Below are 26,410 nucleotides of genomic sequence, written 5' to 3' on the forward strand. Positions count from 1 at the left end.
GGAGGATGCCCAATGAGCCGCCGGGCCGCTCCCAAGGCGAATTCCGGAGTGCGCAGCACGGAGGATGCCCAATGAGCCGCGGCATGAACACGATCCAGGCCGTCAACCTGGCGCTCGACGAGGCAATGGGTCTCGACGAGAACGTGATCCTGCTGGGCGAGGACATCGCCGATGCCCAGGAGGGCGGCATCGTCGGCGTGACCAAGGGCCTGTCGTCGAAGTACGGCACGGCGCGCGTGCGCTCCACGCCGATCTCGGAGCAGGCGATCATCGGCGCGGCGATCGGCGCGGCCATCGTCGGCATGCGGCCGGTGGCCGAGATCATGCTGATGAACTTCACGACCGTGGCGATGGACATGATCGTCAACCATGCGGCCAAGCTGCGCTTCATGTCGGGGGGGCAGACGCATGTGCCGATCACGATCCGCACGATGACCGGTGCCGGCTTCGGCACCGGCGGCCAGCATGCCGACTACCTGGAGGCATGGTTCGCCCACACGGCCGGCCTCAAGGTGGTGGCGCCGTCGTCGCCGGCCGAGGCCTACGGGCTGATGCTGTCGTGCATCTTCGACGACGACCCGTGCCTGTTCATCGAGAACATGCCGAGCTACTGGACTCCCGGTGAAGCGCCGTTGCTCGGCCAGCGCATTCCGCTCGGCAAGGCGCGCGTCGTCAGCGAAGGCGGCGACGTGACGGTGATCGCCTACAGCCGAATCGTTCAGGACTGCGCGGCGGTGGCCGGCAAGCTGGCGAAGGAGGGCATCGGCGTCGAGCTGATCGACCTGCGCACGATCGCACCGCTGGACCGGGCGACGCTGATCGCGTCGGTGGCCAAGACCCGTCGAGCCGTGGTCGTGCACGAGGCGGTGCGGCCATTCGGCGTCGGCGCGGAGATCGCCGCGCTGCTCAACGAGCACCTGTTCGGCCAGCTGAGAGCGCCCGTGCAACGCGTCGGCGCGCCGCACTGCCCGGTGCCGTTCTCCAAGCCGCTGGAGACGGCCTTCGTGCCGCAGCAGGCCGATATCGAGGCGGCCGTGCGCAAGACGCTCGGCTGAGCGCATTCCATCGACAACCGAGGACTCCCGTGGCGACCCAGGTTCTGCTTCCCAAGATCGGCTTTTCGATGAACGAGGCCACGCTGGCCGAATGGATGGTCGCCGACGGCGTGACGGTGAGCGAGGGCCAGCCGCTGTACGCGATCGAGAGCGACAAGTCGGTCCAGGAGATCGAGTCGCCGGCGAGCGGCACGCTGAGGATCATCGCGCAGCCCGGCGAGGTGTACGAGGTCGGGGCGGTACTGGCGGAGATCGCATGAGCGCAACTGCATTGCCGCCGTGGCCCGAGGTGGACTTTTCCGCGTTCGGCGAGGTCGAGGTCCAGCCGCTGTCGCGCCTGCAAGGCCTCGCCGCCGGCTTCTTGTCGCGCAACTGGGTGACGATTCCGCACGTCACGCATCACGACGACGTCGACACAACGGCGCTCGACGAGCTGCGACGCACGCTCGATGACAAGCCGAGCCTCCTCGCCTTCTTCGCCAAGGCGCTGGTGACGACGCTGCGGGCCTTTCCGCAGTTCAACGCCTCGCTTGATACCAGCGGCCGCAACCTGGTGCTGAAGAAATACTTTCACATCGGCATCGCGATCGACACGCCGCGCGGGCTGGTCGTCGGCGTCGTGCGCGACTGCGACCGCAAGGGGGTCCCGGAGATCGGTGCCGACATCGCGGCGCTCACGGCCAAGGCACGCGGCCGCGGGCTGCCGCTCGCCGAGATGGAGGGTGGCTGCATGTCGATCAGCTCGCTGGGCGGTATCGGCGGGACGGCGTTCACGCCGATCGTCAACGCGCCCGAAGTGGCGATCCTCGGCATCACGAAGGGGCAGTGGAAGCCGCGCCGCGGATCGAACGACGCCATTGAATGGCGGCTGCAGACGCCGCTGTCGCTGAGCTACGACCACCGGGTGATCAACGGCGCCGATGCGGCCCGATTCCTGCGCCATCTGGACGAGGTGCTGGCGCAGCCCGCGGCGTTGCTCTGACGCCATGCCCCAATCAAGGAGACAACGATGAGCCATCCCACCGTTCCCGAGAAGTCGCCGATTCCGCCGCACGTGCCGGCAGCGCTGGTGCACGACTTCGACCTCTACAACGTCGAGGTCGTCGACGGCGACTATCACGCCTCGATGAAGCGACTTCAGGCCACGGGCATGCCGGACATCTTCTGGACGCCGCGCAACGGAGGCCATTGGGTGGCCGCGCGCGGCGAGGACATCTACGAGATCTTCAAGGACCACGAGCGCTTCTCCTCGCGTCAGCTCGTGGTGCCGCGCCACCGCAACCCGACGACCCCGCTGCCGCCGATTTCGCTCGACCCGCCCGAGCAGGCGAAGTACCGCTCGCTGTTCGCGCCGGCGCTGTCGCCCAAGGCCGTGTCGCCGCTGGGCGAGGGTGCGCGCGCGCTGGCCATCGAGCTGATCGAGGGCTTCCACGCGAAGGGCGAGTGCGAGTTCGTCGGCGAGTTCGCGCAGCACCTGCCAATCGGCATCTTCATGCGCCTGGTCGACGTGCCGGCGGGCGACCGCGACCAGCTGCTCGAGTGGGCCGACCAGCAGGTGCGCCCCACGAGCGAGGAAGCGCACGACCGGGCCTTCCAGCAGCTGTTCGCCTACGCGGCCAAGAAGGTCGCCGAGCGCAAGGCCAACCCGGGCAGCGATCTCATCAGCCAGCTGACAAAGGCGCAGATCGACGGCAAGCCGATCACGGTGGAGCAGCTCACGCCGATGATCTTCCTGCTGCTGGTCGGCGGCCTCGACACCGTCGCATCGGCGATGGGCTTCGCGGCGCGCTTTCTGGCGACCAGCCCGGCGCACCGGCGCGAGTTGATCGATCACCCGGACCGCATCCCGAACGCCGTGGAAGAGCTGCTGCGCCGCTTCCCGGTGGTGAACGCCGGCCGCGTGGTGGTGCGCGACATGGACTACAAGGGCGTCGCCATGCGTGCGGGCGACCAGATCATCATGCCGACCAGCCTGCACGGCGTGGACGACCGCAAGTTCGACGATCCGCTGAAGGTCGACTTCTCGCGCCCGACGCCGATCCACTCGACCTTCGGCAACGGTGCGCACCGCTGCCCGGGTTCTCTGCTCGCGCGCACGGAGCTGCGCATCTTCCTCGAGGAATGGCTGAAGCGGATTCCCGACTTCCGCATCAAGCCGGGCACCACGCCGGGCGTGCGCGCCGGCGTGAACGCGACGCTCTATTCGCTGAACCTGGTGTGGGACGTGAAATGAATGCCGTCGTCGAGACCGTCTTCAAGCAGTGGCAGTGCTACTTCTGCGCTCACGTGTACGACGAGGCGAAGGGCGATCCAGAGCACGGAATCGCCCCCGGTACGCGATGGGAGGACGTGCCGGATGACTGGTGCTGTCCGGATTGCGGGGCGACGAAGGGCGACTTCGCGGTGGTGTGACGTCGCACACGGCCTCGCGTGCGCCTTGCCCTGGGGCCCGCCAGGCACCGGCGCGAGGCCTCCCATAGCGTTGACCGGCCCTAGTGTCGTGAGTTGGAAATACGTGGCGTTTGGGCCCGCCTTCGGTTCGACCAGATGGCGCCCTCGGTCGCCTGCGCGAAGGGGCCGATACGTCCAGTATTGGCCCCTTCGCGCAGCCGCCCGATCATCACCATCTGGTCGAATCGAAACGCCACGTATTTCCAACTCACGACACTAGCGTCCCGGGGTCATGAAGAGCTGTTCCCAGCCGCCCGTCATCGCGCAGCACGGCGGCATCGCCGCCGGGTCGTACGCGGCGGTGCCGGCATCGCCGCTCGCCGACGACGTCGGCCATCCCAATAGCGCCGCGGTCGAGCCGAGGCCCACCGAGACCGCCGCAGCAACAAACCAGCGCTTGACCGACACCTTCATCGTTTGCCTCCTTGCCACGCGGTACCTATAATTGAACAATATTCTGTTATAGGACCAGACATATTGGTGCTTACCCGCGAATCGCCGAGGCACGCCGGCGGCCGATCGATCGTCTTCGCGCTGGTGATCGCCGAAGTCATCAGCGCGTTCGAGGCCAGCATGATTTACGCGGCCCTGCCGACGCTGATGCGCGAGTTCGGCGACCCCGCCGGCGTCGGATGGGTGCTGACGGCCTACCTGCTGGTCGGCTCGGTGTCGGCGGGCCTGGCATCCAGGCTGGGTGACCTGTTCGGGCGCCGCCGCGTGGTGGTCGCGCTGCTGCTGTGCTCGGCAAGCGGGTCCTTGATCAGCGCATCGTCGAGCGGGCTGGGCGGACTGGTCTGCGGCCGGGCCCTGCAAGGCATGTCTGCCGCGCTGCTGCCGCTGGCGATCGGCATCGTGCGCGAGCACCTCGCCGCGCCGCGCGTGCCGGTGGCGGTCGGCTGGCTCACGGCGACCGCCACCTTCAGTGCCGGCGCCGGCCTGCTGCTCGGCGGCCTCTTGGTGGACCATGCCGGCTGGCGCACGATGTTCTGGTTCGGCGCCGTGCATGGCGCCGTCGCCATCGTCGCCGTCTCGGGCTGGGTTCCCGCTTCGCAGCGCCGAGCCGCAGCCGCAGGCATCGATTGGATCGGCGGCGTGCTCTACGCGCCGGCCATCGCGGCGCTGCTGTGGTCGGTCTCGCGCCTGAAGGCGCATGGGCTGCACGATGCGGCGACCTTGGCCGCGCTCGTCGGGGGTGTCTCGCTGCTGGCCGTCTGGTGGATCCACGAGTGGCGGCATGCGCAGCCCATGATCGACGTGCGCCGCATCGCACGTCGCGACGTCGGCCTGCCGATGAGCCTGATGTTCCTGTTCGGGCTCGGCGCCTCGCAGACCATGCTGGTGCTGATGGGCCTCGCCCAGCAGCCGCTGTGGACGGGCGTCGGCCTGGGCCTCAGCGCGACGATGGCCGGGCTGCTGAAGCTGCCTTCGAACTTCATGGGCCTGTTCGGCGCGCCATGGGGCGGACACCTCGCCGCCCGGCGCGGCGCCCGCAGCGCGGCGCTGCTCGGCACGCTGCTGATCATGGCCGGCTGGATGGGGCTGACGGCGCAGCACTCCGCGGCGTGGATGCTGGTGGCCTGGGTGATGCTGGCATCGCTGGGGGGGGCGATGCTGATGTCGGCGGTGCCCAACCTGCTCGTCGAGGTGGTGCCGGCGCAGCGCACGAGCGAGTTCGTCGGGCTCTCGCAGGTGGTGCGCACGCTCGGCGCCGCCATCGGCACCCAGGCCGCGAGTGTCCTGCTGGCCCTCGAGGTGGTGCGCAGCGACACCGTCCCGCAGGCGGCCTATCCGGGCGCCGCCGCCTACCTGTGGACGATGTCCGCGATCACGGGCGTGTGCGTCGTGTGCTGGCTCGTCGCCTGGGCGCTGCCGCTTCGCAGTGCTTGCAATGTTCAAACGGGCGAATATAATTCAGATATAGGAACCGCGATGCTGGCAGGCTCCGGCACTGAAAGGAAGTCGTCATGAACTGCATGTCCATCGATCCCGACGCGACGCTGGTGGACCTGGTGGCGTTCAAGTGGCTGATGGCCGGACGCGGCTGGTGGGTGGATCTGTCGCGCCTGCAGCGCGATGTCGCGTATGCCGGCGAGTGCGCGCGGCGGGCGCGCGCCAGCGGCCTGCATGCGCTCGAGCAGCAAGGGGCCGCACTGCTGGGGTCATGGTCGCCGTCGGCTGCGAACGGCGAAAGCGCTCAGACGCTGCGCGTGGCATGAGCCATCACGAGGTCCTGCTCGTCGTCGGCGCGGGACATGCCGGAGCGGAGCTGGCCATCCAGGCCCGCGAGCACGGATGGCCGGGGCGCATCGTGCTGGTGGGCGACGAGCCGGCGCTTCCGTACCACCGCCCCCCGCTGTCCAAGGGCTACCTGTCAGGAGAGGCGACGCTCGACAGCGTCGCGCTCAAGTCGCGCGCCACGTATGACAAGGCCGGCGTCGAGCTCATGCTCGGCCGGCGCGTGGCGTCGATCGATCGCCACGCGGCGCGAGTGACATTCATCGACGGCCAGGCGCTTCACTACGCGACGCTGGCGCTGGCCACCGGGGGCCGGCCCCGGCGCCTTCCCGCGGCAGCCGAGGGTGCGGAGCAAGCCGACAACTTCCACTACCTGCGCACGCTCGCCGACGTGGACCGCATCCGCGCGCGCCTCGTTCACGGCTCCCGCCTGGCCATCGTCGGCGGCGGCTACATCGGACTCGAGGTCGCGGCCGTGGCGACCAGGATGGGCCTGACGGTCACCGTGCTCGAAGCCGCCGATCGCGTGCTGGCGCGCGTCACGGCGCCGCGCGTCTCTTCGTTCTACGAGCAGGTGCACCGCCAGGCGGGCGTCGATCTGCGCACCGGCGTGCAGGTCGACGGCTTCGCGCTCGACACCGCGCGGCGCCTGGTGACAGAAGTGCATTGCAGCGACGGCGAACGCGTGCGCACCGACGTCGTCATCGCCGGCATCGGCCTCGTGCCCGACACCGACCTGGCCGCGGCGGCCGGCCTGGACGTCGAAGACGGCATCCTGGTCGACGCGTGCTCGCGAACCAGCGACCCGGCGATCTTTGCCGCCGGCGACTGCACGCGCTACGAGAGTCCGCTGTACGGCCGCCGGATCCGGCTCGAGTCGGTGCCCAATGCGCTGGAGCAGGCACGCTGCGCGGCTGCCACGCTGTGCGGCAAGGAGAGGCGCCACGACGGCGTGCCGTGGTTCTGGTCCGACCAGTACGACCTGAAGATGAAGATGGTCGGCCTGTCGCAGGGCCACGATCGTCTCGTCCTGCGAGGCTCCATCGAAGAGCGCTCGTTCTGCGCCTTCTACCTCCAGGGCTCGCGGGTGCTGGCCGTGGACACCGTCAATCGCATCCCGGAGTTCATGCTGTCCAAGCGGCTGGTGGCCGAGCGGCTGCCGGTCGACCCCGAGCGACTGGCCGACGACAGCGTGCCGCTGAAGAACCAGATCGCGGCCTGACGCGCCGCAGCAAGAACAGGAGACATCACCTCATGCCCGCACTGACCGTCATCGAATTCAACGGCAAGGAGCACCGCATCGACGCGGAGGTCGGCAAGTCGGCAATGCAGGTCGTCATCGATGCGATGGTGCCGGGGATCATGGCCGACTGCGGCGGGGCGTGCAGCTGCGCCACCTGCCATTGTTATGTCGAGGCGCCGTGGGCCACGCGGCTGCCTGAGCCGGTGCCGGCCGAGCGCGAGATGCTCGAGTGCGCGCTCGACCCTCAGCCGAACAGCCGCCTGTCGTGCCAGATCCGCATCACGCCGCACACCGAAGGTCTGGTGATCCGCCTGCCGCAGTCGCAGGTATGACCCCCCCGAAGCGCCTTCGGCGCCTCCCCCCAGGGGGCGCCCCCAGCGGACCGGCAAAGCCGGATCCGCGGCGGCCGCTTGATCGGGTTCGAACGATTCGCAAGGAGCTTCCATGACTGCATCGCACCTCTATCGCGGGCCCATCTTCGATGGCGACACGCACCTGTACGAGACGCCGGACGCCTACAGCCGCTACCTTCCGGAGCAATTCAAGAAGGACTGGAACTATCACTGGAAGGTGGGCGACGACGGCGAGTACGCGCTCTATGTCGGCCATCGCAAGATCGAGGTCAGCGCCGGGTACTTCGCCGAGGACGGCCGCGTGCCGCCGCCCGGCAAGCTGCACGAGTGGCTGCGCGCGCAGAAGGAGGGCAGGGAGAACGTCGACATGCGCGTGCCGATGACGGTCGACATGCTCGAGCGCGATGCGCGCCTCGCCAAGATGGACGAGTTCGGCGTCGACGGCTGCTTCCTCTACTGCGGCAACATGGTCGCCACCATCAGCTACCTCGACGAGCCGAAGGCCTGCGCGGCCATCATGCATGCCTACAACCGGTGGATGCTCGACGAGTGGGCCTTCAACTACAAGGACCGCATCTATTCCGCGCCGCTCGTGAGCCTGGCCGATGTCGATGCCGCATGCGCGGAAGCCGAGTGGGCCATCAAGAACGGCACGCGCCTTTTCCTGATGCCCATGGGCCCGTTCGACGGCAAGCCGCCGGCCCACCCCGACTTCGACCGTTTCTGGTCGCTGCTGAACGAGGCGCACTGCCGCGTCGTCTACCACGTCAGCGAAGCCATCTACATGAAGGACCACATGGCGGTGTGGGGCGAGCCTGTGCAGCAGTCGCGCCAGCGCCAGACCGCGTTCGTGTGGATGCACGGCTACAGCGAGCGCCCGGTGGTCGAGACGATCTCCTCGCTGATCTTCTGGAACTTCTTCGCTCGCTTTCCCAACCTGCGCGTGCTGTCGGCCGAGAACGGCGCCGAGTGGGTGCCGAGCACGCTGATCAAGATGGACAAGTGCCGCGGAATGGCCAAGAACGGTCACTGGCCGGGCGGCCAGCTCAAGGAGCGGCCGAGCAACATCTTCAAGCGTCACGTCGGCGTGGTCGCCTATCCCGAGGACGACCTGAAGACCATCGTCGACCAGGTCGGCGCGCACGAATGGATGGTCATGGGCTCCGACTACCCCCATGCCGAGGGCGTGCCCACGCCGCGGGAGTTCGCCGACGAAGCGTGCACCAAGCTCAGCGCCGAACAGACGCGGGCGGTCATGCACGACAACGGCCGGCGCTTTCTTTCGCCCGTGGCGTGACGCGGGGGACGCAACATGAACGACGTCGCTGGATGCCGGGCGGTGGTTGCAGTGCGGGGCCTCGCGCTGGGCGAGACCCTCGCGCGCGGACTCGAGCGCCTGGGGGGCAAGGTCGCGCGGCTCCCATCGGGTGACGACTGGAACGCCGCGATGGACGCGGCGGTGCGCGACCTCGGCGGCCTGGATCTCGTCGTGCATGCCGAAGCCCCCGCGGTCGCGACGCGCTCGGCGGAGATCGATGCGCTGTCGCTCGCGCAGTGGCAGCAGGCCACCAGCCATTCGCTGTACTCGACGCTGTGCTGCCTGCAGGCCGCCCGGCGTGGCTTGCGTGCCGGCGGCGGGACGATCATCGTGCTCGGACCGACTGCCGCGCTGGTCGGCGCGCCGGGCCTGGTGCCGCTGCTCACGCTCGTCGAGGCGCAGCGCACGCTCGTCAAGTCGGCGGCGCGGCAGTGGGGCGCCCAAGGCATTCGCCTGCATTGGCTGGGGCTGGCGGCGCGGCACTACAGCGACGCGCTGGGCGAGGCGCGCATCCCGCCGGTGCCGGAGCTCGGCCCGCCGCCGCCCGCGCTCGGCCGTGTGCCCGATGCCGAAACGGATGCAGCGGAGCTGATCGCTCTGCTGGCCGGCGCCGGCGCGCGAGGCATCACCGGAGCGATGATCAATCTCGACGGCGGCGACTGGATGGTCCCATGACAGTGCTCACCACAGATCTTCCGGCCCCGGACCTGCTGGCCGGCCGCGTGGCGCTGATCACCGGCGCGGGCGGCGGCATCGGCCGCGGCATCGCACTAGCCTTCGCTGCCGCTCGCGCCTGCGTGGTGGTCACCGGCCGTCGCGGGCCGACCTGCGACGAGACCGTCGCCATCATCACGGCCGAAGGCGGCACGGCGATTGCCGTCGAGGCCGATGTCGGCGATGCCGCGGCGGTGCAGCGCGCGGTGCAAGCCGCCGTCGACCGTTTCGGCCGGCTCGACATCGTCGTGCAGAACGCCAACGCCGGCGGCGACTCGGCGCGCCCGATCGCCATCGAGGACATCGTCGAAGAAGACCTGCTGCGCCAGGCCCGTGTGGCCTGGGACGGCAGCTTCCATTGCGCGCAGGCCGCGCTGCCGCACCTGAAGGCCAGCGGCCACGGGCGCTTCATCGTGCTCGGCTCTTCCTTCGGCCTGCACGGCGCGGCGATGAACCCGATCTACTCCGCGCTGAAGGGCGGCGACCGCGGCTTCGTGAAGTCGCTGGCCCGCGAGTGGGGCCCGCACGGCATCACCGTCAACGCCATCGAGCCGTCGGCGGCCACCGAGCCGACCGAGGTCTTCTTCGCGCAGAACCCTGCCGTGCGCGACCTGTACCTGAAGATGTTTCCGCTCGGCCGCATGGGCTCGCCGCGCCACGACATCGGCCGCGCGGTGGTGGCCTTGTGCAGCGACTTGATGGGCTACGTGACCGGCCAGAACATCCCGGTCGACGGGGGCCTCTACACCGCAATGTGAGGAGCGCGACATGAACCGAACCGGACGTGTGCAGGGCAAGGTGGCGCTGGTGACCGGCGCCGGCGGAGGCATAGGCGCGGCGTGCGCGCAGGCGCTTGCGCGCGAGGGTGCGGCGGTCGCGCTGGCCGACATCGACCTGGCCGCCGCCCAGCGTCAGGCGGACGCGATCGCCGCCGAGGGCGGCGTCGCCATCTCGATCCAGGTCGACATGGGCGACGAGGCCAGCGTGGTCGCGATGGTGGAGGCGACGGTCCAGCGGCTGGGCGGCCTCGACATCCTGCACAACAACGCCGCCGACACGCGGCTCTCGGCGACGCGCGACACGCCGGTCGAGAAGGTGGACACCGAGGTCTGGGACACGATCCTGCGCGTGAACCTGCGCGGCACGATGGTCGCGAGCCGCACCGCGATCCCGCATCTTCGAAAGCGCGGCGGAGTCATCGTCAACACCAGCTCCGGCGCTGCGCTGTCGGGCGGGCTGTCCCACAGCGCCTACAGCGCGTCGAAGGCGGCGATCAATTCGCTGACGCAAAGCCTCGCCACGCAGCACGGCAAGGAGGGCATCCGCTGCAACGCGATCGCACCGGGGCTCATCGTCACGCCGGCGACGCAGGACAGCTACGCGAAGTCCGAGGTCGGCGACGTGATGCTGCGCCATCACCTCACCCCGCGCCTGGGCAAGCCGGAAGACGTGGCGGCGGCGGTCGTGTTCCTGGCTTCCGACGAGGCGGCGTTCATCACCGGGCAGGTGATCTGCGTCGACGGCGGCCTGCACGCGCACCAGCCGTACGTCGCCGACTTCATGAGCCGGGGCGCCCACCCGTGAGCACGCCGGGCCGCCCCAAGGGCGAATACCGGAGGGCCCAGCCCGAAGGTACTCCAATGAGCACGCTGGAGGAGCGCATCGAGCGCGTCGAGGCGACGCTCGCGATCCAGCAGCTGCCGGTGCGCTACGCCGTGGCGGTGGATTCGCGCAATGTCATCGAACTGGTCGCGCTGTTCGCCGTCGACGTGGACTGCGGCCGATGGGGCCGCGGCCGCGACGCGCTGAAGACCTATTTCTCCAGTTCGAACGTGCTGTCGGGCTTTTACCGCTCGGTGCACCTCGTCTGCGGCCAGACGATCGATCTCGTCGACGCCGATCACGCGACCGGCACGGTCTACTGCCGCGCCGGCCACGAGGACAACGGTCACTGGGTCGAGATGGCGATCTGCTACTTCGACCGCTACGTCAGGAGCGAAGGCCGCTGGTGCTTCGAGCGGCGCGACGAGAAGCACTGGTACTCGACGGACTGGGAGGCGCGCCCTCGCGGTCCGGGCTTCCAGAACTGGCCGGGCAGGTACACCGGCGCGAAGTACCAGCCGCAACTGCCGCAGGCCTGGCCGAGCTGGCAGCGCTACTGGGACGAGGCGGGTGAGGAGGCGCGCCGCGCCGTCACCGACACCCCGTAGGTCGGGTGACGACCGACGCAACCGTGACCACCGAGGACTCCCGTTGACCAGAACCGATGTCGAGCCCCTGTTCGTGCCGCTTTCCGTGCGAGGCCTCGCGCTTCCCAACCGCATCGTGATGGCGCCGATGACGCGCAACTTCTCGCCTCGCGGCGTTCCGGGCGACGACGTCGCGGCCTACTACCGCCGCCGCGCCGAGGGTGGGTGCGGTTTGCTCATCACCGAAGGCGTCGGGATCGATCACCCGGCCGCACTCGGGGACGCAGGGCTCGGCGAGAGCCACCTGCCGCATCTGTTCGGCGCCGACGCCCTGGCCGGCTGGAAGCGAGTCGTCGATGGCGTGCACGCCGCCGGCGGCAAGGTGATCCCGCAGCTGTGGCACCAGGGCGTGATGCGCGAACCGGGCACCGGGCCGTTCCCCGACGTTCCGACGCTGCGCCCCTCGGGCTTGTGGGGGCCAGCGGGCCGCACGACGTCGCTCGGTGCGGACTACGTCGAGCGCGTCATCGCGCCCACCCGCGCGATGACCGAGTCCGAGATCCAGGACGTCATCGACGCTTATGCACACAGCGCCCGCCATGCCCGCGACGTCGGCTTCGACGGCATCGCAGTCCACGGCGCGCACGGCTACCTGATCGACACCTTCCTCTGGGACGAGACCAATCGCCGCGTCGACGCGTGGGGCGGCGACCGCAGGGCGCGCTCGCGCTTCGCCGCCGAGGTGGTGCGCTCGATCCGGCGCGAGGTCGGCGACGCGATGCCCATCTTCTTCCGCTTCTCGCAGTGGAAGCAGCAGGACTTCAAGGCCAGGCTGGCGAACACGCCGCAGGAACTGGAAGACGTGCTCGGACCGATCGCCGATGCGGGCGTCGACGTCTTCGACGGCAGCGTGCGCTATTTCGATCGGGCGGAGTTCGACGGGTCGCCGCTCAACCTGTCTGGCTGGGCCCGAAAGATCACCGGCAAGCTGGCGATGGCCATCGGCGGCATCGGCCTGGACCGCGGCTTCTACGACTCGCGCCGCGACGGGCGGGCCGGCGGGGCGGACAACATCGAGCTGCTGATGGCGCGGTTCAACCGCGGCGAGTTCGACCTCGTCGCGGTTGGCCGCGCGCTGCTGAACGAACCGGCATGGACGCGCCTGCTGCGTCACGGGCACGAGCTGCCGGCGTTCGACGAGGCGAAGTTGCAGGTCTTGCACTGAAGCCGGTGTGGTACTCGGTCGCGACTGCGGATTGCATCCGGGCTGCAACGGGCGCGCGCCCCGTGAGCGAACGCGACGACTGCGCGGGTGTCGCGCTGAAACAGGCCCGGCTGGCGGCCGGCCTGACGCAACGCGAGCTCGCGCGCCGTGCCGGTGTTCACCAGCCCCAGGTCGCACGCCTCGAACGCGGCGAGGATGTGCAGGTGTCGCTGCTGACACGCGTCGCCGCGCCGCTCGGCCTCGTGCCGGGGCTCGTCCGCCTTCAGGCCGTGGACGGATCGCGAGACATCGTCGAGGCCAACGTGGACACCTGGCGTGTCGCGTGGCCGCAGGTCGACCCGCAGGTGTTCGCGATCCTGGCACGGCTGGCGCAGGCGGGGCGCCACGTCGAGAAGGCCATCGAGCGCACGGCCGCGCTGCACGGCATGAGCGGACGCGAGGTCGTCGTGCTCGGAGCGCTGCGCCGCTCGGGGCCGCCGTACGAGAGCACGCCCACGGGACTCAAGCACCTGTTGTGGCTCTCGCTGCCCGGCTTGAAGAAGCGGCTCGACCGGCTCGAAGCGCTCGGCATGGTCACGCGCGCCAGCAATCCGCGTGACAGGCGCGGACTGGTGGTGCGCCTGACCCCGAAGGGCCACGCCGCGCTCGAGGACCTGGTCACGCACCCGCAGGCGATCGTGTACCGCGCACTGCTGGAGATGGCGCCGGGCGACCGCTCGCAGCTGTCAGCGAGCCTGCGCGATCTGCTGGTGCGGCTCGGCAGCCAGCAGCGAGCGTGATTTGTGGGGTGACAACCCCACGGACCCGCTGGCCGATCGCGCATTCGATATCAGGGTATCTCTCGGTGGCGCCTCGGTCCTGCGGCGCCGAAGATTCGCTCAGAGAACCAATAATAGAACATCGTATTGATATGTGAACACAAGGAATGCGCATGACCACCCACTGGCTCATCACCGGCGTCTCCAGCGGCTTCGGCCTGGAGCTCGCGCGTGTCGCGCTGTCGCGCGGCGACACCGTTGTCGGCACCGTGCGACAGGGTGCGCAGGCCGACCGCTTCGAGCAACTCGCGCCGGGACGCGCCCACGCGGTGCTGCTCGATGTGACACAGACCGACGACGTGCTGCCCGCCGTGCAGCAGGCGATCCGACGCGCGGGCCATCTCGACGTGCTCGTCAACAACGCCGGCTACGGCCTGTTCGGCGCGGTCGAGGAGGCTTCCGACGCCGAAGCACGCCACCTGATGGACACCAACTTCTTCGGCGCGCTGGCGGTGATCCGCGCCGTGCTGCCGCACCTGCGCGAGCGGCGGGGCGGGCACATCTTCAACATCGCCTCGGTGGCCGGTGCCATCGGCTTCCCCGGCTGCGGCCTGTACTCGGCGTCGAAGTTCGCGCTCGAAGGCATGAGCGAGGCGCTGGCCACGGAGGTCGCACCCTTCGGCATCCGGGTGACCATCGTCGAGCCCGGCGGATTCCGCACCAACTTCAGCGGCGGCTCGCTGCGCAAGTCGAGCGCGATGGAAGCCTATGCCGACACGCCGGCCGCACGAACGCGCGAGAACATCGGCCACTACAACGGCCGCGAGCCCGGCGACCCTGCCAAGGCGGCAGCGGCCATCATGCGTGCGCTCGACGCGCCGGATGCGCCGCTGCGGCTCGCGCTCGGTGCCGACGCGGTGAGCATGCTGCGCGGTGCGCATGAGCGCAAGCTGGGGCAACTCGCCGTCTGGGAAGCCGTGTCGCTTGCCACGGCCATCGATTCGCAGTGAAGGAGGTCGCGGCCATGACACCCACCCGCCACCAACTGCTGGAGATGATCCCGGACCCGGACCTGGCCTTCGACCAGCCGGCCTCCGACATCGAACCCTTGCAGCTGCGCGCCGCGCAGGAGCTGTTCGAGACACGCCGTGCGCAGATTCCGCTGGTCGCCCGCCGGGCGGAAGAAGCCGGCATCACGCGCATCGACAAGCTGCAGGACATCGTGCCGCTGCTGTTCGCGCACACCGTCTACAAGTCATACCCGCCGTCGTTCGTCGAGAAGGGGCAGTGGGGCCGCATGCTGCAGTGGCTGCAGACGCTGTCGGTGGCCGACGTGAGGGGCGTGAACGTCGACGGCGTCAAGGACGTCGACGACTGGATCGGCCGCCTGTGGGAAGCCGGGCATCTGGTGCTGGCCACCAGCGGCTCGTCGGGCAAGTGCTCGTTCCTCAACCACACGCGCGCCGACTCCGAGATGAAGAAGCGCCACTTCCGCCACGCGGTCGGCTGGCCGTTCGTCAAGTCGAATGCCGATCGCACCGTGTTCTGGCTCGGGCCGATCCACGGGCCGAACAGCGCCTGCGAGGCGGCGCGCTTCAACGCCGAGAACTTCGGCCGGCCGGGGCACACCTACGCGCTGAGCGACGAGCCGCTGCGCATTGCCGAAGTGAGCCGCATGGCCGCGCTGCGCAAGAAGATGGCCGACGGCAGCGCGACGCCGGCCGAGATCGAGGGCCTGGAGCAGCAGGGCGCGCGCAAGGCGGTCGAAGGCCGCGACGCGATGCTCAAGCTGGCCGACGCCATCCTCGACCAGCGCAAGGAGCCGATGATGGTGGCCGGCATGTGGGCGCAGTACATGATGCTCATCGCGCGGGCGCGCGAGCGCGGCATCGGCGACGGCGAGTTCCACCCGGACACGGTGGTCAACGCGGGCGGCGGCGTCAAGGGCATCGCGCTGCCGCCCGACTACAAGGAGCAGGTCGACCGCTTCTTCGGCAAGGTGGTGCGCCCGGCGGCCTACGGGATGACCGAGCTGGCGCAGGTGATGCCGCGCTGCGAGGCCGGGCGCTACCACCGGGCGCCGGGGCTGATCTGGCTGATCCTCGACCGCGACGGCGAACGGCTGCTGACCGCCGCGGACGGCGAGGACGGCGTCGTCGAAGGCCGCTTCGGCTTCCTCGATCTCCTGTACGAGGGGCGCTGGGGCGGCTTGATCACCGGCGACAAGGTGACCGTCGACTTCAAGCCGCGCTGCCCTTGCGGCCGCCACGGCCCCACGCTGTTCGACACGATCACGCGCTTCGCGCAGGTCGGCGAGGACGATCACATCGGCTGCGCGGGCACCGTCGACAGCTACATCCGCGGAGCGATAGCCGCATGAGCAGGCAGATGACTGTCCCGGTCTGCCATGTCGTCAAGGGCAGGACCATCACCGGCGCCGATCTCGACTACGGCCGCTTCGCCACGCCGGCGCTGAACCTCGACGAGCTGGTCTGGCCGCGGCGCGAGCCCGGCCCCGCGTTCGACACGCCGCTGGCGGAGATCATGGACGTGCTGGTCGCGCTCGGCGAGCGCCTCACGCGCGATCCCGACGGGCTGCTCGCCGAGGCGCTGGAGCGCGGCTCGCGCACGAGCCCGCTGCCGCGCGACGTGCTGGAGCGTTCGTTCGCCGGGCTGGGGCGCCTCTTCGACCGCCGCAGCATGGCGTTCCAGGTCCGCGAGGAACTCGGCGGCGCCGACGTGCTCGACGGCTGGCGCGAGGTGGACGACGCGCCGAGCGGTCGCCGGCACCGTATCCGCGCCTTTCCGCCGCGGCTCATTCACGTGATCGCGGGCAACGCGCCCGGAGTGGCGGGCATGTCCGTGATGCGAGGCGCGCTGACCAAGGGCGTGCACCTCCTCAAGCTGCCGTCCAACGATCTGTTCTCCGCGACCGCGATCCTGCGCACGCTGACCGCGGTGGCGCCGGATCACCCGGTGACGCGCTCGTTCTCGGCCGCCTACTGGCGCGGCGGCGACGTCAAGGTGGAGGGCGTGCTGTTCCGCCCTCAGTTCTTCGACAAGCTCGTCGCCTGGGGCGGCGAGAGCACGATCCGCAGCGCGAAGGAATACATCGGCCCGGGCTTCGAGCTCGTCGCATTCGACCCGAAGACGTCGATCTCGATGATCGGCCGCGAGGCCTTCGCATCGGAGGCGACGCTGGCCGACGTGGCCGAGCGCGCAGCGACCGACGCGACCATCATGAACCAGCAGGCCTGCGCCTCGAGCCGCGTGCAGTTCGTCGAGGGCACGCTGGAGCAGGTCGATCGCTACTGCGCGCTGCTGCAGAAGCGGCTGGGTGTCGAGCGGGCGACGACCTCGGCGATCGGCAATCCGCTGCCCAGCCACCTGCGCGACGAGATCGACGGCCTGCGCGACATGCAGCCGCACTACCGGGTGTGGGGCGGATACGAAGGCAAGGGGCTGGTGATCCGCTCGGAGGAGCCGGTCGAGTTCCATCCCGACGGGCGTGTCGTCAACGTGGTGCCGGTGGAGTCGCTCGCGTCGGCGGTGTCGCACGCGAATGTCGCAACGCAGACGGTGGGCGTGTATCCGTCCTCGCGCAAGGCGCAGTTGCGCGACGGGCTGGCTGCCGCGGGCGTGCAGCGGGTGGTCGAGCTGGGCGGCGCGGTCGCGTTCGAGGCCGGCATCTCGCACGACGGGTTCTATCCGCTCCAGCGCTTCGTGCGGTGGGTCAATGACGAAGGATGACGCCGCGGCGGTCTGTTGGGGTTGCCGCCCCGACGTCGGCGGTCACAGCCCCAATCCTTCCCGTATGGCATCAGCGATCGGCAGGATCGCGTCTTCCGCCGCAGACGCCGGATTGAACAGCCGGTTGTGGCAGATCGCCACCGCAAGCTGCGCGTCCGGATCTGCCCAGCCGATCGAGCCGCCCTGACCCGGATGGCAGATCGCCTGCGGGTTCCTGACCGAGCACACCGGCGGATGCTCGCCGCCGAACCAGAACCCGCCCACCGTGAGGGGCAGCGGGAAGCCGAACATCACCGGATCGGGCTCCTCGCAGCGTGCACGCGGCGTGTTCAGCATCGCAACTCGACCATGCGACAGGAGGCGCACGCCGTCGAGCTCGCCGCCCTGCGCCAGCAGGGCCCAGAAGCGCGCCTCGCTGCGCGCATTGAAGATGCCGCCGACACCGGCCACCTCGGCACGCCGCACCTCGGGCCGCTCGAACACCGGCGGCGCGAGAGCGACCGCGGGCGGCATCGAGGCCAGGAACAGCGGCGGCAGGTGCTCGGGCGGCACGGGTGACATCGCGTCGATCTGCCTGGCCACGCGCGCCGCATGCACATCGGGCAGGCCGATCCACAGGTCGGTGATGCCCAGCGGCTCGGCGATCTCCTCGCGGACGAAGCGGCCGAGCGAGCGTCGCTGCGGATCGACGCGGCGCACCAGCTCACCGAGGATCCAGCCGAAGGTCATCGAGAGGTACATCGTGCGCGTGCCCGGCTCGGCCAGCGGCTCGAGGTCCGCGATGGCGCGTGTCATCCAGCCCCAGTCGACGAGGCGCTCGGGGGTGACGCCGTCGGGCATCTGCGGCACGCAGGCTCGGTGCGTCAGCACGTCGCGCACGGTGGTGCGGTCCTTGCCATGTGCGCCGTACTCGGGCCAGTGGTCCGCCACCGGCGTGTCGTCGGCAAGCAGGCCGCGATCGACGAGGAGGTGGATCGCGGTGGCCGCGACGGCCTTGGTGACGGAGTACACGTTGAACAAGGTGTCGCCGTCGACGTGACGGCGGGTGTCCGGATCGGCGAGGCCGCCCCAGGCGTCGATGACGAGGCGGCCCCGGTGGTAGGCGGCCACCTGCACGCCGACCTCGCGGCCGCTGTGCACCGCGTCGGCGATGGCGAGCCGGACCCGCTCGTTCGCTTGCGAATCGATGGTCATTTCGTCGCCGCCTTCGCGGCCTTGATGCGCTCGATGGCGGGAAGGAACTCCTCGTAGACGCTGCGTGGGCGATGGTGACGGCGCAGATCGGTGATCTCCTCCCAGTGCGTTGCCACGTCCTCCGGCGAAGCGAGACTGCGCAGGCCGTTCGACCATCCCTGCGCGCTGGCGATGAAGACCTGGGCATAGCGTCCTGCCAGCGCCGAATAGCAGCCCTGGGTCGACCTGCACTGCTCGCTCAGGAGATACAGCACCAGCGGCGTGTTGTGCTCGACGCCCATGCCGTCGGCGACGGCCGCGAAGTCGATCCGCTCGAGCAGGCCGGAGACGTTGGTCACCTCCATCCAGCCTTGCGGAACCTCCGCGGCAAGGCGCGTGGTGGCCGTCGGCAGCAAGGCGTTGGCGAGGATGCCGTGGCGCTCGCCCTCGAGCGCGACGACGTTCATCAACCCCACGAGGCCCGCCTTGGCCGCCGCGTAGTTCGCCTGCCAGGGATGCCCGTACAGGCCGGACGCCGACGCCGTGAACAGGATGCGGCCGTAGCCCTGGTCCTTCATCACGCGGTAGGCCGGCTGCGTGACGTGGAACGCGCCTTTGAGATGCACACCCAGCACCGCATCGATCTGCTGGTCCGTCAGGTCCTCGAAGCGGTCGTTGCGCAGGAAGCCGGCGTTGTTGACGACGATGTCGATGCGGCCGAAGGCCTTCATCGCCGTGCCGACGATCGCGGTGCCGCCTTCGCGCGTCGCGACGCTGTCGTGGCTGGCGACCGCCTGGCCGCCCGCGGTGCGGATCGCCTCGACGACTGCGTCGGCCGTGGCGCGCGAAGCGCCTTGCCCCGAGCCGCTGCCCCCCAGATCGTTCACCACCACGCGAGCGCCGCGCTCGGCCAGCTTCAGGCAATAGTCGCGGCCCAGGCCGTTGCCGCCGCCGGTGACCACCGCCACCCGTCCATCGAATCGAATCGTCACGCAAGCTCCTTCACGAAGATGGGTGGCCGGCGCGTCGGGCGCGCCTGCGGGATGGCGTCCGCCGCGTGCCACGCCATGGCCATCACGCGTCCGTTGGTGTTGCCTGACACCATCGTCGGGGCGACCGACGTCAGGTCCGGTGCAGCCCCATGGCGGCGCGGCAGTCCATGCGATGGACCGGCGCCTTCTCGATGCTGGCTTGCATATTGCAGAACAGTGTTCATAAAATAGAACATGTGCACTATAGCGGCTGGCGTCGTGAACGCAAGCCCGGCGATCCCGCAGCCGCAAGAAGGACATCGCATGAGCGACTATGACCAGAGCCCCAACTATCAGCGTGGCTTGAACCTCGTCAAGGAGATGCTGGGCGACCGCTTCCTCGCCGGGCTCACCGCGTCGGCGGAGTCGGGCGCGTTTGCCGCGGACTGCGCATCCATTGCCATCGAGTCGGCCTTCGGCGCGGTCTGGTCGCGCCCGGGGCTGGCGCGACGCGACCGCAGTCTCGTGACGCTGGGCATCCTGATCGCCAGCGGCAAGTCGGCGGAGCTCAGGAATCACGTGAGGGCGGGGCTCAACAACGGCCTCGGCGTCGAGGAGTTGCAGGAGGTGATGATCCAGGCCTTCCCGTACTGCGGCTTTCCGTGCGTCGCCGAAGCGATCGAAGCGACGATCGCGGTGCTGCGCGAGCGCGGGCTGATCGACGACAGCACCCAGTCCGCCAAGGAGCGCGGCCTGCTCTGACGCAGCCCACGCTCATTTCGGCAGGCGTGCAGTGTTCACTTATGCACATTGTTCGAATATCGGATCATTGCCGATACGACCCATGAGACCTTCGAAATGCCCTCAGCGGACCCGTTGATGGATGTGCCGCACCGCCCGGTGCGCCTCGGCTCCACCCGCTGCCGGGTGGAGCGCCGCGCGGACGGCAGCATCCTCATGCAGCTCGAGGAAGCCTTGCAGCCCTATCCACGCAGGTACACGGATCGGCTCATGGAGTGGGCCCTCAGCGCGCCCGATCGGGTGTTCCTCGCCCGACGTCCTCCGGGCGGACCGGCGGTCGGAGCGTGGGAGACGCTCACCTATGGCGCTACGCTGGCACACGTGCGCGCCATCGGGCAGGCGCTGCTCGATCGCGGCCTCGGGCCGCAGCGGCCAGTGGTGATCCTGTCGGAGAACGACTTCGACAACCAGTTGCTGGCGCTGGCCTGCACCCATGTCGGCGTGCCGTACGTGCCGGTGACGCCGGCGTACTCGTTGTTGTCCAGGGACCATGCCAAGCTGCGCTCGCTGGCCGAGCGAGTGCGGCCCGGGCTGATCTACGCGTCCGACGCAGCGGCCTATGGCAAGGCGGCGCGTGCCGCCTTTGCGCGAGCCGAGTTCGTCGCCGGCACGGCAGAGGGCAGCACGGCCACGCCGTTCGAAGCCCTGCGGTCCGCGGTGCCGACGGGCAAGGTCGACGCGGCATACGACGCGATCCGCCCCGAGCAGGTGGCCAAGGTCCTGTTCACCTCAGGCACGACCGGCGAGCCAAAGGGCGTGATGCTCACGCACCGCATGCTGTGCAGCAACCGCCAGCAAGTCGTGCAGGCGATGCCGTTCCTGCTGGACGCGCCGCCGGTGCTGGTCGATTGGCTGCCGTGGCATCACACCTTCGGCGGCACCAACAACGTCGGCCTCGCGCTCTACTGCGGCGGTTCCTACTACCTCGACCCCGGCAAGCCGCTGCCCGATGCAGTGCAGCCGACCATCGATGCGCTGCGCGAGGTGTCGCCGACGCTCTACTACAACACGCCTGCCGGCCTGGCTGCGCTGCTGCCGCACCTGCGCGAGGACGCGGCGCTGCGCGAACGCTTCTATGCGCGGCTGAAGCTCATCTACTACGGCGGCGCGGTCCTGCCGGCGCATACGTGGGCCGGCCTCGACGAGGTGGCCGTCTCGCATCTCGGCCAGCGTGTCCTCGTCGTCTCGGGCATCGGATCGACCGAGTGCGGGCCGGTGCCGATGACGACCAGCCGCGATCCGCGGCGCGAAGCGATCGTCGGCCTTCCGGTTCCCGGCGTCGGGCTGAAGCTCGTCCCGGTGAACGACAAGCTCGAGCTGCGCGCGCGCGGCGACTGCGTCACGACCGGTTATTGGAACGACCCGCAGCGCAGCGCCGAAGCCTTCGACGCGGAAGGCTATTTCTGCCTCGGCGATGCGGCGGCCTTCGTCGACCCCGCGGACCCCGAGCAGGGCCTGCGCTTCGACGGCCGCATCGGTGAGAACTTCAAGCTCGCCAGCGGCACGTGGGTGCACGTGGGCGCGCTGCGCGCCACGGCGCTGGCGGCGTTCGCGCCGCTCGCGCTGGACGTCGTGATCGCCGGCAGCGGCGAGGACTTCGTGGCGGCGCTGGTGTTCCCCGATCTGGCCGCCTGCCGGGCGCTCGATCGGGGGCTTCCCGCTGGCGCGGAGGGGGCCGCGGTTCTGGCCAGCCCGCGGGTGCTTGAGGCTTTCCAACAGCGGCTCGATGCGCTGGCCGATGCCGGCACGGGCAGTTCCAACCGCGTGATGCGCATTGCCGTCGAGACCGAAGCGCCCACGCTCGACAGCGGCGAGATGACGGCCAAGTCCGCGATCAGCGCGGCCACCGTTCTGCGACGGCGTGCCGCGGCGGTCGCCGAGCTGTTCCACGCGACTCCCGGCGCGCGGGTGCTCCGCGCGCGATCCCACTGAGCGACGCCATGCGTCCTGCGCTGTTCCGAACCCGCATCACCGAGCTGCTTGGCATCCGCCATCCGATCCTGGCCGGCGGCATGGGTCCGCGGGTCTCGGATGCACGGTATGTGGCGGCGGTGGTCAACGCCGGCGGCATGGGCTTCATCGTCGCGGCCGGCTTTCCCGATCCGGACGAGTTCCGCAGCGAGCTGAGGCGATGCCGGGAACTCACAGCGGGACGGCCGTTCGGCGTCAACCTGTACCTCTCGCGCCAGGCTGGCGGAGTGGAGCGCCTGCGGCGCCAGATCGGCGTGCTGATCGACGAAGGCGTGGCTTGCGTCGAGACCGCGGGGGCCAACCCCGAGCCGGTGCTGCCGCTGCTGCGCGAAGCGGGCGTCAAGGTTCTGCACAAGGTGCCGGCGGTGCGCTACGCGCGGACAGCGGTCAAGCTGGGCGTCGACGCGGTGATCATCGTGGGCAACGACTGCGGCGGACATCCGGGCATTCATGGCATCGGGTCCATCGTGCAGGCTGCGCACGCCACGCAGGTCATCGATGTGCCGATCGTCATCGGCGGCGGCATCGGCACCGGACGGCAGCTCGCCGCCGTGCTGGCAATGGGAGCCGACGCGGTGGTGATGGGCACGCGCATGCTGGTCACCGAGGAGCTGTGGATACACCCCGCGGCGAAGGACCTCGTCGTGCAGGGCGACGGCACCGAGAGCGTGATCGTCAAGAAGGCGCTGCGCGACCATCACCGCGTCTACCGCAACGAAAGCGCCGAGGCCGCGCTGGCTCTGGACGATGCCAAGGTGACCGACTTCGAGCAATACCGGCCGCATGTGATGGGATCGCTGACCCATGAAGCCTTCGTCACCGGCGACATGCGCACCGGCATGCTGGACTACGGACCTGCGGCGGTATTCGCCGACGCTGTCGAGCCGGCGGAAGTGATCTTCGACCGTCTCATCGACGATGCCTCTGCCGCTGCGGAACGCTTGGCGGCATTGCGACCGGTGTCCGAATGCGACCCCCGGGGCTCATGACCCGGGTCCGGTCGTCGCGGTGATCCGCGCTCGGGGTCCATGCCGAACGATGGATCGGGTGCGCATGCTGTTCTGCGGCGACGGAAGGTTCAGGCTTGCTGGGGTAGGTAGCCGGGCCGCGCCGCGTCAACCCGCGCTTGACCTGCACGGTGAGCTCGTCGGCCAGCACCTCGTCGAGGCCCGATTCGAGTCCATCGAGCGCTCGCTTGACGATTGCTTCGGGGCTGGCCTTCGGTATGTCGAACCCACGCGTGAGGTCCGTATCGACGTAGCCCATGTGCAGCGCCAGCACGTGCGTCTTCTGCGCCGCCAGTTCGTTGCGCAGGGCGTTGGTGAGCGACCAAGCTGCGGACTTGCTGGCCGAATAGGCGGCCAACTCGCCGCCGTTGACCCACGAGGCGACCGACAGGACGTTGAGAAACGCGCCCCCGCCATGTCTTTCGAGGATCGGCGCGAACGCCTTGCTGATCCGCAACATGCCGAAGAAGTTGGTCTCGAAGATGCGCCGTGCGACGTCTTCGCTGTCCCGGCGATACCGGGCTGCTCGACAGAATCCTGGTCGACAATCCAGGGCGCCTCTACGGGTTCCCGGCAGCAGGATGAGCGCCCTGTATCGCGGCCTCAGGTTCGATCCGTCGGCGTTGCCACATCGGCCGAGACATCGATTCCTGCGGCGCTCCGGGTGACCTGCGCGATGCAGCTCCGGTCGGCCGAGGAAAGGCCCGTGTCGGCCTGCACATGAGCCGGCATGTCGTAGATGTTGCGCGGCGCTTCGAGCTCTGCGCCGGTGAGCGGCGGATTCAGCGGCTCGCTATCCGGATTCCAGCCGGGATTCTCGGTACGCATGGCGATGATGTCGCCGCGGCGCACGGCGCCGCAGAGAGTGCGAACGTGAAGAAAACGTGATCTCTTCTGGACTGCTGCGTCATCTGCCGCAAGCACTCTTGCGTTCGCGCACATCGATCACGCACACATGCCGCGAGAGTGACATCCGGGGACTGCAGGGCGTGGTCGATGGTCAATGCGTCTCGAGACCACCACCCTGCTTTGACAACCCAAGGAGATTGCCGTGCTGTCAACCCGTTTCGTGAGATCTGCCATCGCCGCAACGCTGCTCATCGGAGGTGCCACGGCGGCACTGGCCGAAGGCGACATCTATTCCCGCCTCGCTGAGAGCCGCGCCAAGATGATGCGAGCCGACGCTGGCGAGATGATTACGAAATCCCAGTATCTGGAATATGTGGGAAACGCCTGGGACATGAAGGCCGCTGAGATGCGATCCAAGGATGGCAGCCTGACCAAGGCCCAGCTCAAGGAGCTCGAGAAGGCGCTCGGCCGAATGCTCGGGAGCTGATCCCCGGCGCGAGCTTCGTGGCGGCCGGATTCCAACTCGCTGGGCTTCACTTTGGCTCATGGCGTGCTGCTCGGCGCGTACGGCAGAAGGCGTCCGGCCTGGCGCACGCACCGTGATGGCAGCAAGACTCTCCGGCGTGAACACTACGGCCATGGTGGCCAGCGTGACCACGGCGCGGATGCGGCGGTCGGGCGCCGACGCGGGCCGTGATTGCGGCACGGCGGCGCTGGCGGCGAAAGCGGCTTGACCGCCGCTCTCAGGACTTGAAGCTGACTTGAGTTTCCATGTTCGCAGCGCCTCCATCGACTCGATGGAAGCCCTCGCAGAACATTTCAGTTTTCTTGCGACCCCTTGAAGACCTGGCGGGCTCGGGTGCAGATAGTGGGAACGTCTTCAGCGCTTCCCGTTCTGTGCCCCGCGACTGCGCTGTCGGCACCCCACCCATCGGATCTTGCCAAAGGAGAACATCTTGGCCACTGCCTATCGACCGCGCACCCTGGCGCCTCGCAAACTCGCCGGCTGGCTCGCGACGCTCGCGGCCGCACTGTCCACGCTGCCCGCGGTCGCTGCTCCGGTGGGACCGGCCAAGGACGAAATCAGGCTGGTCAAGCAGGCCGGCGCTTTGATGATGCCGTGGCTGGTCATCGCGAAGAGCGGCCAGCCCTTCGATGTGCGACTCCAGTCGGATCCGGGCGCCACCGACCTCGCCGTCTCGGCGATGGCTTCGAACGGTCTGGTCGACATCGTGGCAGGCGACTTCAATGCTGACGGATTGCAGGACCTGGCGCTGCTCAATCGCGCCCGCAACAGCGACTTCACGCCTGTCTGGACCAGCATGCGCATCGCGTTCGCGAACGCCGACGGCACCGTGCGGATGAGCTCCACTCCCATCGGGCAATTCGCGAACTACCTGGCCCAAGGGTATGGCGAACCGGTTGCCGGGGACTTCAACGGCGATGGCCGCCTGGACATCGCCTTGATCGACTTCGAAGGCCAGCCGGCCGAATTCCGCGACACGGTGCCCATGCTCCTCAGCCGAAGCGACGGCACCTTCGCCGACGTGATCTGGCATGTCGGCGGGAGCAACCCCTTTTTCCGGTATCCCGCCGCCCGGATCGTTCCGGGCGAGTTCATTCCCAGCACCGACGGAGTGCGCCGGACCGACGTGGCCCTCCTGCGCGAGTGCGGCCAGCCGACGATTCCGCTCCTCCATTCCCAGTCGTCGGGGGTCGGCGTCGTTCACGCGCCGGCACAGTATTTCGAGGCCTACTGTCCGGATGGGGGGACACAGTTGGTGACCGGCGACTTCAACGGTGACGGCCTGACGGATCTGGCGAAGTTCTCCGGTGGCGCGTTGATCGTCGCGACTGCGGGAGCGGGGGTCTTCACGGTGGTGTCGGTGACGGGTGGGACGTTTGCCCAACGTGCCCCGAACTCGAAGATCGTCACCGGCCGATTCGATGAAGGTCCGACCACCGACATCGCGCTCATCGACAGGACCGGCATCGCCGTTGCCTTCGGCGACTCGAACGCCCAGTTCACCGTGCGCGAGCATCTGTCGCCGACGTTCGCGGCGTGGGCCTTCGCTCCCGGCGCGACCCCCTATGTCGGCGATTTCGACGGCAATGGACAGGACGACATCGCGCTCATCCAGCGATATCCCGGCACGGACTGGACCACCGTGCCCATCGCTTACTCCCACACCGACCGTCTCCCGGGTGGACGGCGCGCGTGGCGGCAGGCGGTCGAGAACCAGGTGGCTCCCGGATTTGTCGACCAGGCCAGGGCGACGGCGACCCGCGTCTTCGTCGGCAAGTTCGGGCAATGACCGAGGCTGCTGCGGCCAGCCGAGGGCCGCGC

29 protein-coding genes and 1 pseudogene are annotated in these 26,410 nt (G+C 69.1%); 24 read left to right on the plus strand and 6 right to left on the minus strand.

The window, feature by feature from the left end:
• Window positions 1–71: 71 nt before the first annotated feature.
• The 5 genes from P7V53_RS10545 to P7V53_RS10565 are packed head-to-tail and all read left to right on the plus strand — an operon-like array spanning window position 72 to window position 3,467.
• Window positions 72–1,055 (plus strand): alpha-ketoacid dehydrogenase subunit beta, encoded by a 984-nt coding sequence (locus tag P7V53_RS10545; RefSeq protein WP_280155439.1) that lies wholly within the window; start codon window positions 72–74, stop codon window positions 1,053–1,055.
• 29 nt (window positions 1,056–1,084) lie between these two features.
• On the plus strand, window positions 1,085–1,315 hold the full coding sequence (locus P7V53_RS10550; protein WP_280155440.1) for a lipoyl domain-containing protein: 231 nt from the start codon (window positions 1,085–1,087) through the stop codon (window positions 1,313–1,315).
• Window positions 1,312–2,037 carry a 2-oxo acid dehydrogenase subunit E2 gene (locus tag P7V53_RS10555; protein WP_280155441.1) on the plus strand — a complete coding sequence of 242 codons (726 nt, stop codon included), beginning with the start codon at window positions 1,312–1,314 and terminating at the stop codon, window positions 2,035–2,037. Before P7V53_RS10550 ends, P7V53_RS10555 begins: the two co-directional genes overlap by 4 nt.
• Window positions 2,038–2,064: 27 nt before the next feature.
• On the plus strand, window positions 2,065–3,288 hold the full coding sequence (locus tag P7V53_RS10560) for a cytochrome P450 (protein WP_280155442.1): 1,224 nt from the start codon (window positions 2,065–2,067) through the stop codon (window positions 3,286–3,288).
• Complete coding sequence (locus P7V53_RS10565) at window positions 3,285–3,467, plus strand: rubredoxin (protein ID WP_280155443.1); 183 nt, start codon at window positions 3,285–3,287, stop codon at window positions 3,465–3,467. The genes P7V53_RS10560 and P7V53_RS10565 overlap by 4 nt, the downstream gene beginning before the upstream one ends.
• A 255-nt stretch (window positions 3,468–3,722) precedes the next feature.
• On the opposite strand, the gene P7V53_RS10570 is transcribed toward P7V53_RS10565, so the two are convergent.
• On the minus strand, window positions 3,723–3,920 hold the full coding sequence (locus P7V53_RS10570; protein WP_280155444.1) for a hypothetical protein: 198 nt from the start codon (window positions 3,918–3,920) through the stop codon (window positions 3,723–3,725).
• 66 nt (window positions 3,921–3,986) lie between these two features.
• On the opposite strand from P7V53_RS10570, the gene P7V53_RS10575 reads away from it, so the two are divergent.
• The 14 genes from P7V53_RS10575 to P7V53_RS10640 all read left to right on the plus strand — a co-directional run bounded on the left by P7V53_RS10575 (window position 3,987) and on the right by P7V53_RS10640 (window position 17,291).
• Entirely contained in the window at window positions 3,987–5,474 is a 1,488-nt protein-coding gene (locus tag P7V53_RS10575) for an MFS transporter (RefSeq protein WP_280155445.1), read from the plus strand.
• Entirely contained in the window at window positions 5,471–5,722 is a 252-nt protein-coding gene (locus tag P7V53_RS10580; protein ID WP_280155446.1) for a hypothetical protein, read from the plus strand. Before P7V53_RS10575 ends, P7V53_RS10580 begins: the two co-directional genes overlap by 4 nt.
• Window positions 5,719–6,963, plus strand: a complete 1,245-nt coding sequence (locus P7V53_RS10585) for an FAD-dependent oxidoreductase (RefSeq protein ID WP_280155447.1) — start codon at window positions 5,719–5,721, stop codon at window positions 6,961–6,963. Before P7V53_RS10580 ends, P7V53_RS10585 begins: the two co-directional genes overlap by 4 nt.
• 32 nt (window positions 6,964–6,995) lie before the next feature.
• Entirely contained in the window at window positions 6,996–7,316 is a 321-nt protein-coding gene (locus P7V53_RS10590) for a 2Fe-2S iron-sulfur cluster-binding protein (RefSeq protein ID WP_280155448.1), read from the plus strand.
• Between the two features lie 112 nt (window positions 7,317–7,428).
• Entirely contained in the window at window positions 7,429–8,634 is a 1,206-nt protein-coding gene (locus P7V53_RS10595) for an amidohydrolase family protein (RefSeq protein ID WP_280155449.1), read from the plus strand.
• A gap of 15 nt (window positions 8,635–8,649) precedes the next feature.
• Window positions 8,650–9,330: an SDR family oxidoreductase gene (locus tag P7V53_RS10600; protein WP_280155450.1), complete on the plus strand. Its 681-nt coding sequence runs from the start codon at window positions 8,650–8,652 to the stop codon at window positions 9,328–9,330.
• Window positions 9,327–10,127 carry an SDR family oxidoreductase gene (locus P7V53_RS10605; protein ID WP_280155451.1) on the plus strand — a complete coding sequence of 267 codons (801 nt, stop codon included), beginning with the start codon at window positions 9,327–9,329 and terminating at the stop codon, window positions 10,125–10,127. The genes P7V53_RS10600 and P7V53_RS10605 overlap by 4 nt, the downstream gene beginning before the upstream one ends.
• A gap of 10 nt (window positions 10,128–10,137) precedes the next feature.
• Window positions 10,138–10,953 carry an SDR family oxidoreductase gene (locus P7V53_RS10610; RefSeq protein ID WP_280155452.1) on the plus strand — a complete coding sequence of 272 codons (816 nt, stop codon included), beginning with the start codon at window positions 10,138–10,140 and terminating at the stop codon, window positions 10,951–10,953.
• A 56-nt stretch (window positions 10,954–11,009) separates the two neighbouring features.
• Window positions 11,010–11,579 carry a nuclear transport factor 2 family protein gene (locus tag P7V53_RS10615; RefSeq protein WP_280155453.1) on the plus strand — a complete coding sequence of 190 codons (570 nt, stop codon included), beginning with the start codon at window positions 11,010–11,012 and terminating at the stop codon, window positions 11,577–11,579.
• 43 nt (window positions 11,580–11,622) lie between these two features.
• Window positions 11,623–12,783, plus strand: a complete 1,161-nt coding sequence (locus P7V53_RS10620) for an NADH:flavin oxidoreductase (protein ID WP_280155454.1) — start codon at window positions 11,623–11,625, stop codon at window positions 12,781–12,783.
• 62 nt (window positions 12,784–12,845) lie between these two features.
• A complete protein-coding gene (locus P7V53_RS10625) occupies window positions 12,846–13,562 on the plus strand; it encodes a helix-turn-helix domain-containing protein (protein WP_280155455.1) in 717 nt (238 codons plus the stop codon).
• Between the two features lie 152 nt (window positions 13,563–13,714).
• Window positions 13,715–14,551, plus strand: a complete 837-nt coding sequence (locus tag P7V53_RS10630) for an oxidoreductase (RefSeq protein ID WP_280155456.1) — start codon at window positions 13,715–13,717, stop codon at window positions 14,549–14,551.
• A 14-nt stretch (window positions 14,552–14,565) separates the two neighbouring features.
• A complete protein-coding gene (locus tag P7V53_RS10635; protein ID WP_280155457.1) occupies window positions 14,566–15,921 on the plus strand; it encodes a hypothetical protein in 1,356 nt (451 codons plus the stop codon).
• A gap of 8 nt (window positions 15,922–15,929) precedes the next feature.
• Window positions 15,930–17,291, plus strand: a complete 1,362-nt coding sequence (locus P7V53_RS10640; protein WP_280155458.1) for an acyl-CoA reductase — start codon at window positions 15,930–15,932, stop codon at window positions 17,289–17,291.
• 42 nt (window positions 17,292–17,333) lie between these two features.
• On the opposite strand, the gene P7V53_RS10645 is transcribed toward P7V53_RS10640, so the two are convergent.
• Genes P7V53_RS10645 through P7V53_RS10655 form a run of 3 tightly spaced genes read right to left on the minus strand, consistent with a single transcriptional unit; the run spans window position 17,334 to window position 19,680 of the window.
• Window positions 17,334–18,485 (minus strand): serine hydrolase domain-containing protein, encoded by a 1,152-nt coding sequence (locus P7V53_RS10645; protein ID WP_280155459.1) that lies wholly within the window; start codon window positions 18,483–18,485, stop codon window positions 17,334–17,336.
• Window positions 18,482–19,456: an SDR family NAD(P)-dependent oxidoreductase gene (locus P7V53_RS10650; RefSeq protein ID WP_280155460.1), complete on the minus strand. Its 975-nt coding sequence runs from the start codon at window positions 19,454–19,456 to the stop codon at window positions 18,482–18,484. The genes P7V53_RS10645 and P7V53_RS10650 overlap by 4 nt, the downstream gene beginning before the upstream one ends.
• Entirely contained in the window at window positions 19,453–19,680 is a 228-nt protein-coding gene (locus P7V53_RS10655) for a hypothetical protein (RefSeq protein WP_280155461.1), read from the minus strand. The genes P7V53_RS10650 and P7V53_RS10655 overlap by 4 nt, the downstream gene beginning before the upstream one ends.
• A gap of 79 nt (window positions 19,681–19,759) precedes the next feature.
• Here P7V53_RS10655 and P7V53_RS10660 point away from each other — a divergent pair, with 79 nt between their 5' ends.
• The 3 genes from P7V53_RS10660 (at window position 19,760) to P7V53_RS10670 (ending at window position 23,196) form a co-directional block, all read left to right on the plus strand.
• The gene (locus P7V53_RS10660; protein WP_280155462.1) at window positions 19,760–20,197 is read left to right on the plus strand and encodes a carboxymuconolactone decarboxylase family protein; all 438 of its coding nucleotides are present in this window, start codon (window positions 19,760–19,762) and stop codon (window positions 20,195–20,197) included.
• A 96-nt stretch (window positions 20,198–20,293) separates the two neighbouring features.
• On the plus strand, window positions 20,294–22,168 hold the full coding sequence (locus P7V53_RS10665; protein ID WP_280155463.1) for a feruloyl-CoA synthase: 1,875 nt from the start codon (window positions 20,294–20,296) through the stop codon (window positions 22,166–22,168).
• A gap of 8 nt (window positions 22,169–22,176) precedes the next feature.
• Entirely contained in the window at window positions 22,177–23,196 is a 1,020-nt protein-coding gene (locus P7V53_RS10670; protein ID WP_280155464.1) for a nitronate monooxygenase, read from the plus strand.
• Window positions 23,197–23,285: 89 nt separating this feature from the next.
• Here P7V53_RS10670 and P7V53_RS10675 read toward each other — a convergent pair.
• A pseudogene (locus P7V53_RS10675) lies at window positions 23,286–23,722 on the minus strand (SDR family NAD(P)-dependent oxidoreductase); the annotation flags it as partial.
• 95 nt (window positions 23,723–23,817) lie between these two features.
• Window positions 23,818–24,042, minus strand: a complete 225-nt coding sequence (locus tag P7V53_RS10680) for a hypothetical protein (RefSeq protein WP_280155465.1) — start codon at window positions 24,040–24,042, stop codon at window positions 23,818–23,820.
• A 223-nt stretch (window positions 24,043–24,265) separates the two neighbouring features.
• On the opposite strand from P7V53_RS10680, the gene P7V53_RS10685 reads away from it, so the two are divergent.
• Both P7V53_RS10685 and P7V53_RS10690 read left to right on the plus strand, forming a co-directional pair.
• The gene (locus P7V53_RS10685) at window positions 24,266–24,550 is read left to right on the plus strand and encodes a hypothetical protein (RefSeq protein WP_280155466.1); all 285 of its coding nucleotides are present in this window, start codon (window positions 24,266–24,268) and stop codon (window positions 24,548–24,550) included.
• A 469-nt stretch (window positions 24,551–25,019) separates the two neighbouring features.
• Entirely contained in the window at window positions 25,020–26,378 is a 1,359-nt protein-coding gene (locus P7V53_RS10690; RefSeq protein ID WP_280155467.1) for a VCBS repeat-containing protein, read from the plus strand.
• Window positions 26,379–26,410 lie beyond the last annotated feature (32 nt).

It is taken from the genome of Piscinibacter sp. XHJ-5, from assembly GCF_029855045.1.
In the GTDB taxonomy this organism is placed as follows: Bacteria; Pseudomonadota; Gammaproteobacteria; order Burkholderiales; family Burkholderiaceae_C; genus Albitalea.

Coding starts and splice junctions, on each gene's coding strand:
- P7V53_RS10660 (WP_280155462.1), top strand. CDS start 19,760: ATGAGCGACTATGACCAGAGCCCCAACTATCAGCGTGGCTTGAACCTC.
- P7V53_RS10590 (WP_280155448.1), top strand. CDS start 6,996: ATGCCCGCACTGACCGTCATCGAATTCAACGGCAAGGAGCACCGCATC.
- P7V53_RS10670 (WP_280155464.1), top strand. CDS start 22,177: ATGCGTCCTGCGCTGTTCCGAACCCGCATCACCGAGCTGCTTGGCATC.
- P7V53_RS10545 (WP_280155439.1), top strand. CDS start 72: ATGAGCCGCGGCATGAACACGATCCAGGCCGTCAACCTGGCGCTCGAC.
- P7V53_RS10610 (WP_280155452.1), top strand. CDS start 10,138: ATGAACCGAACCGGACGTGTGCAGGGCAAGGTGGCGCTGGTGACCGGC.
- P7V53_RS10585 (WP_280155447.1), top strand. CDS start 5,719: ATGAGCCATCACGAGGTCCTGCTCGTCGTCGGCGCGGGACATGCCGGA.
- P7V53_RS10680 (WP_280155465.1), bottom strand. CDS start 24,042: ATGCGTACCGAGAATCCCGGCTGGAATCCGGATAGCGAGCCGCTGAAT.
- P7V53_RS10595 (WP_280155449.1), top strand. CDS start 7,429: ATGACTGCATCGCACCTCTATCGCGGGCCCATCTTCGATGGCGACACG.
- P7V53_RS10605 (WP_280155451.1), top strand. CDS start 9,327: ATGACAGTGCTCACCACAGATCTTCCGGCCCCGGACCTGCTGGCCGGC.
- P7V53_RS10560 (WP_280155442.1), top strand. CDS start 2,065: ATGAGCCATCCCACCGTTCCCGAGAAGTCGCCGATTCCGCCGCACGTG.
- P7V53_RS10635 (WP_280155457.1), top strand. CDS start 14,566: ATGACACCCACCCGCCACCAACTGCTGGAGATGATCCCGGACCCGGAC.
- P7V53_RS10580 (WP_280155446.1), top strand. CDS start 5,471: ATGAACTGCATGTCCATCGATCCCGACGCGACGCTGGTGGACCTGGTG.
- P7V53_RS10645 (WP_280155459.1), bottom strand. CDS start 18,485: ATGACCATCGATTCGCAAGCGAACGAGCGGGTCCGGCTCGCCATCGCC.
- P7V53_RS10565 (WP_280155443.1), top strand. CDS start 3,285: ATGAATGCCGTCGTCGAGACCGTCTTCAAGCAGTGGCAGTGCTACTTC.
- P7V53_RS10640 (WP_280155458.1), top strand. CDS start 15,930: ATGACTGTCCCGGTCTGCCATGTCGTCAAGGGCAGGACCATCACCGGC.
- P7V53_RS10615 (WP_280155453.1), top strand. CDS start 11,010: ATGAGCACGCTGGAGGAGCGCATCGAGCGCGTCGAGGCGACGCTCGCG.
- P7V53_RS10630 (WP_280155456.1), top strand. CDS start 13,715: ATGACCACCCACTGGCTCATCACCGGCGTCTCCAGCGGCTTCGGCCTG.
- P7V53_RS10570 (WP_280155444.1), bottom strand. CDS start 3,920: ATGAAGGTGTCGGTCAAGCGCTGGTTTGTTGCTGCGGCGGTCTCGGTG.
- P7V53_RS10600 (WP_280155450.1), top strand. CDS start 8,650: ATGAACGACGTCGCTGGATGCCGGGCGGTGGTTGCAGTGCGGGGCCTC.
- P7V53_RS10665 (WP_280155463.1), top strand. CDS start 20,294: ATGCCCTCAGCGGACCCGTTGATGGATGTGCCGCACCGCCCGGTGCGC.
- P7V53_RS10555 (WP_280155441.1), top strand. CDS start 1,312: ATGAGCGCAACTGCATTGCCGCCGTGGCCCGAGGTGGACTTTTCCGCG.
- P7V53_RS10655 (WP_280155461.1), bottom strand. CDS start 19,680: ATGAACACTGTTCTGCAATATGCAAGCCAGCATCGAGAAGGCGCCGGT.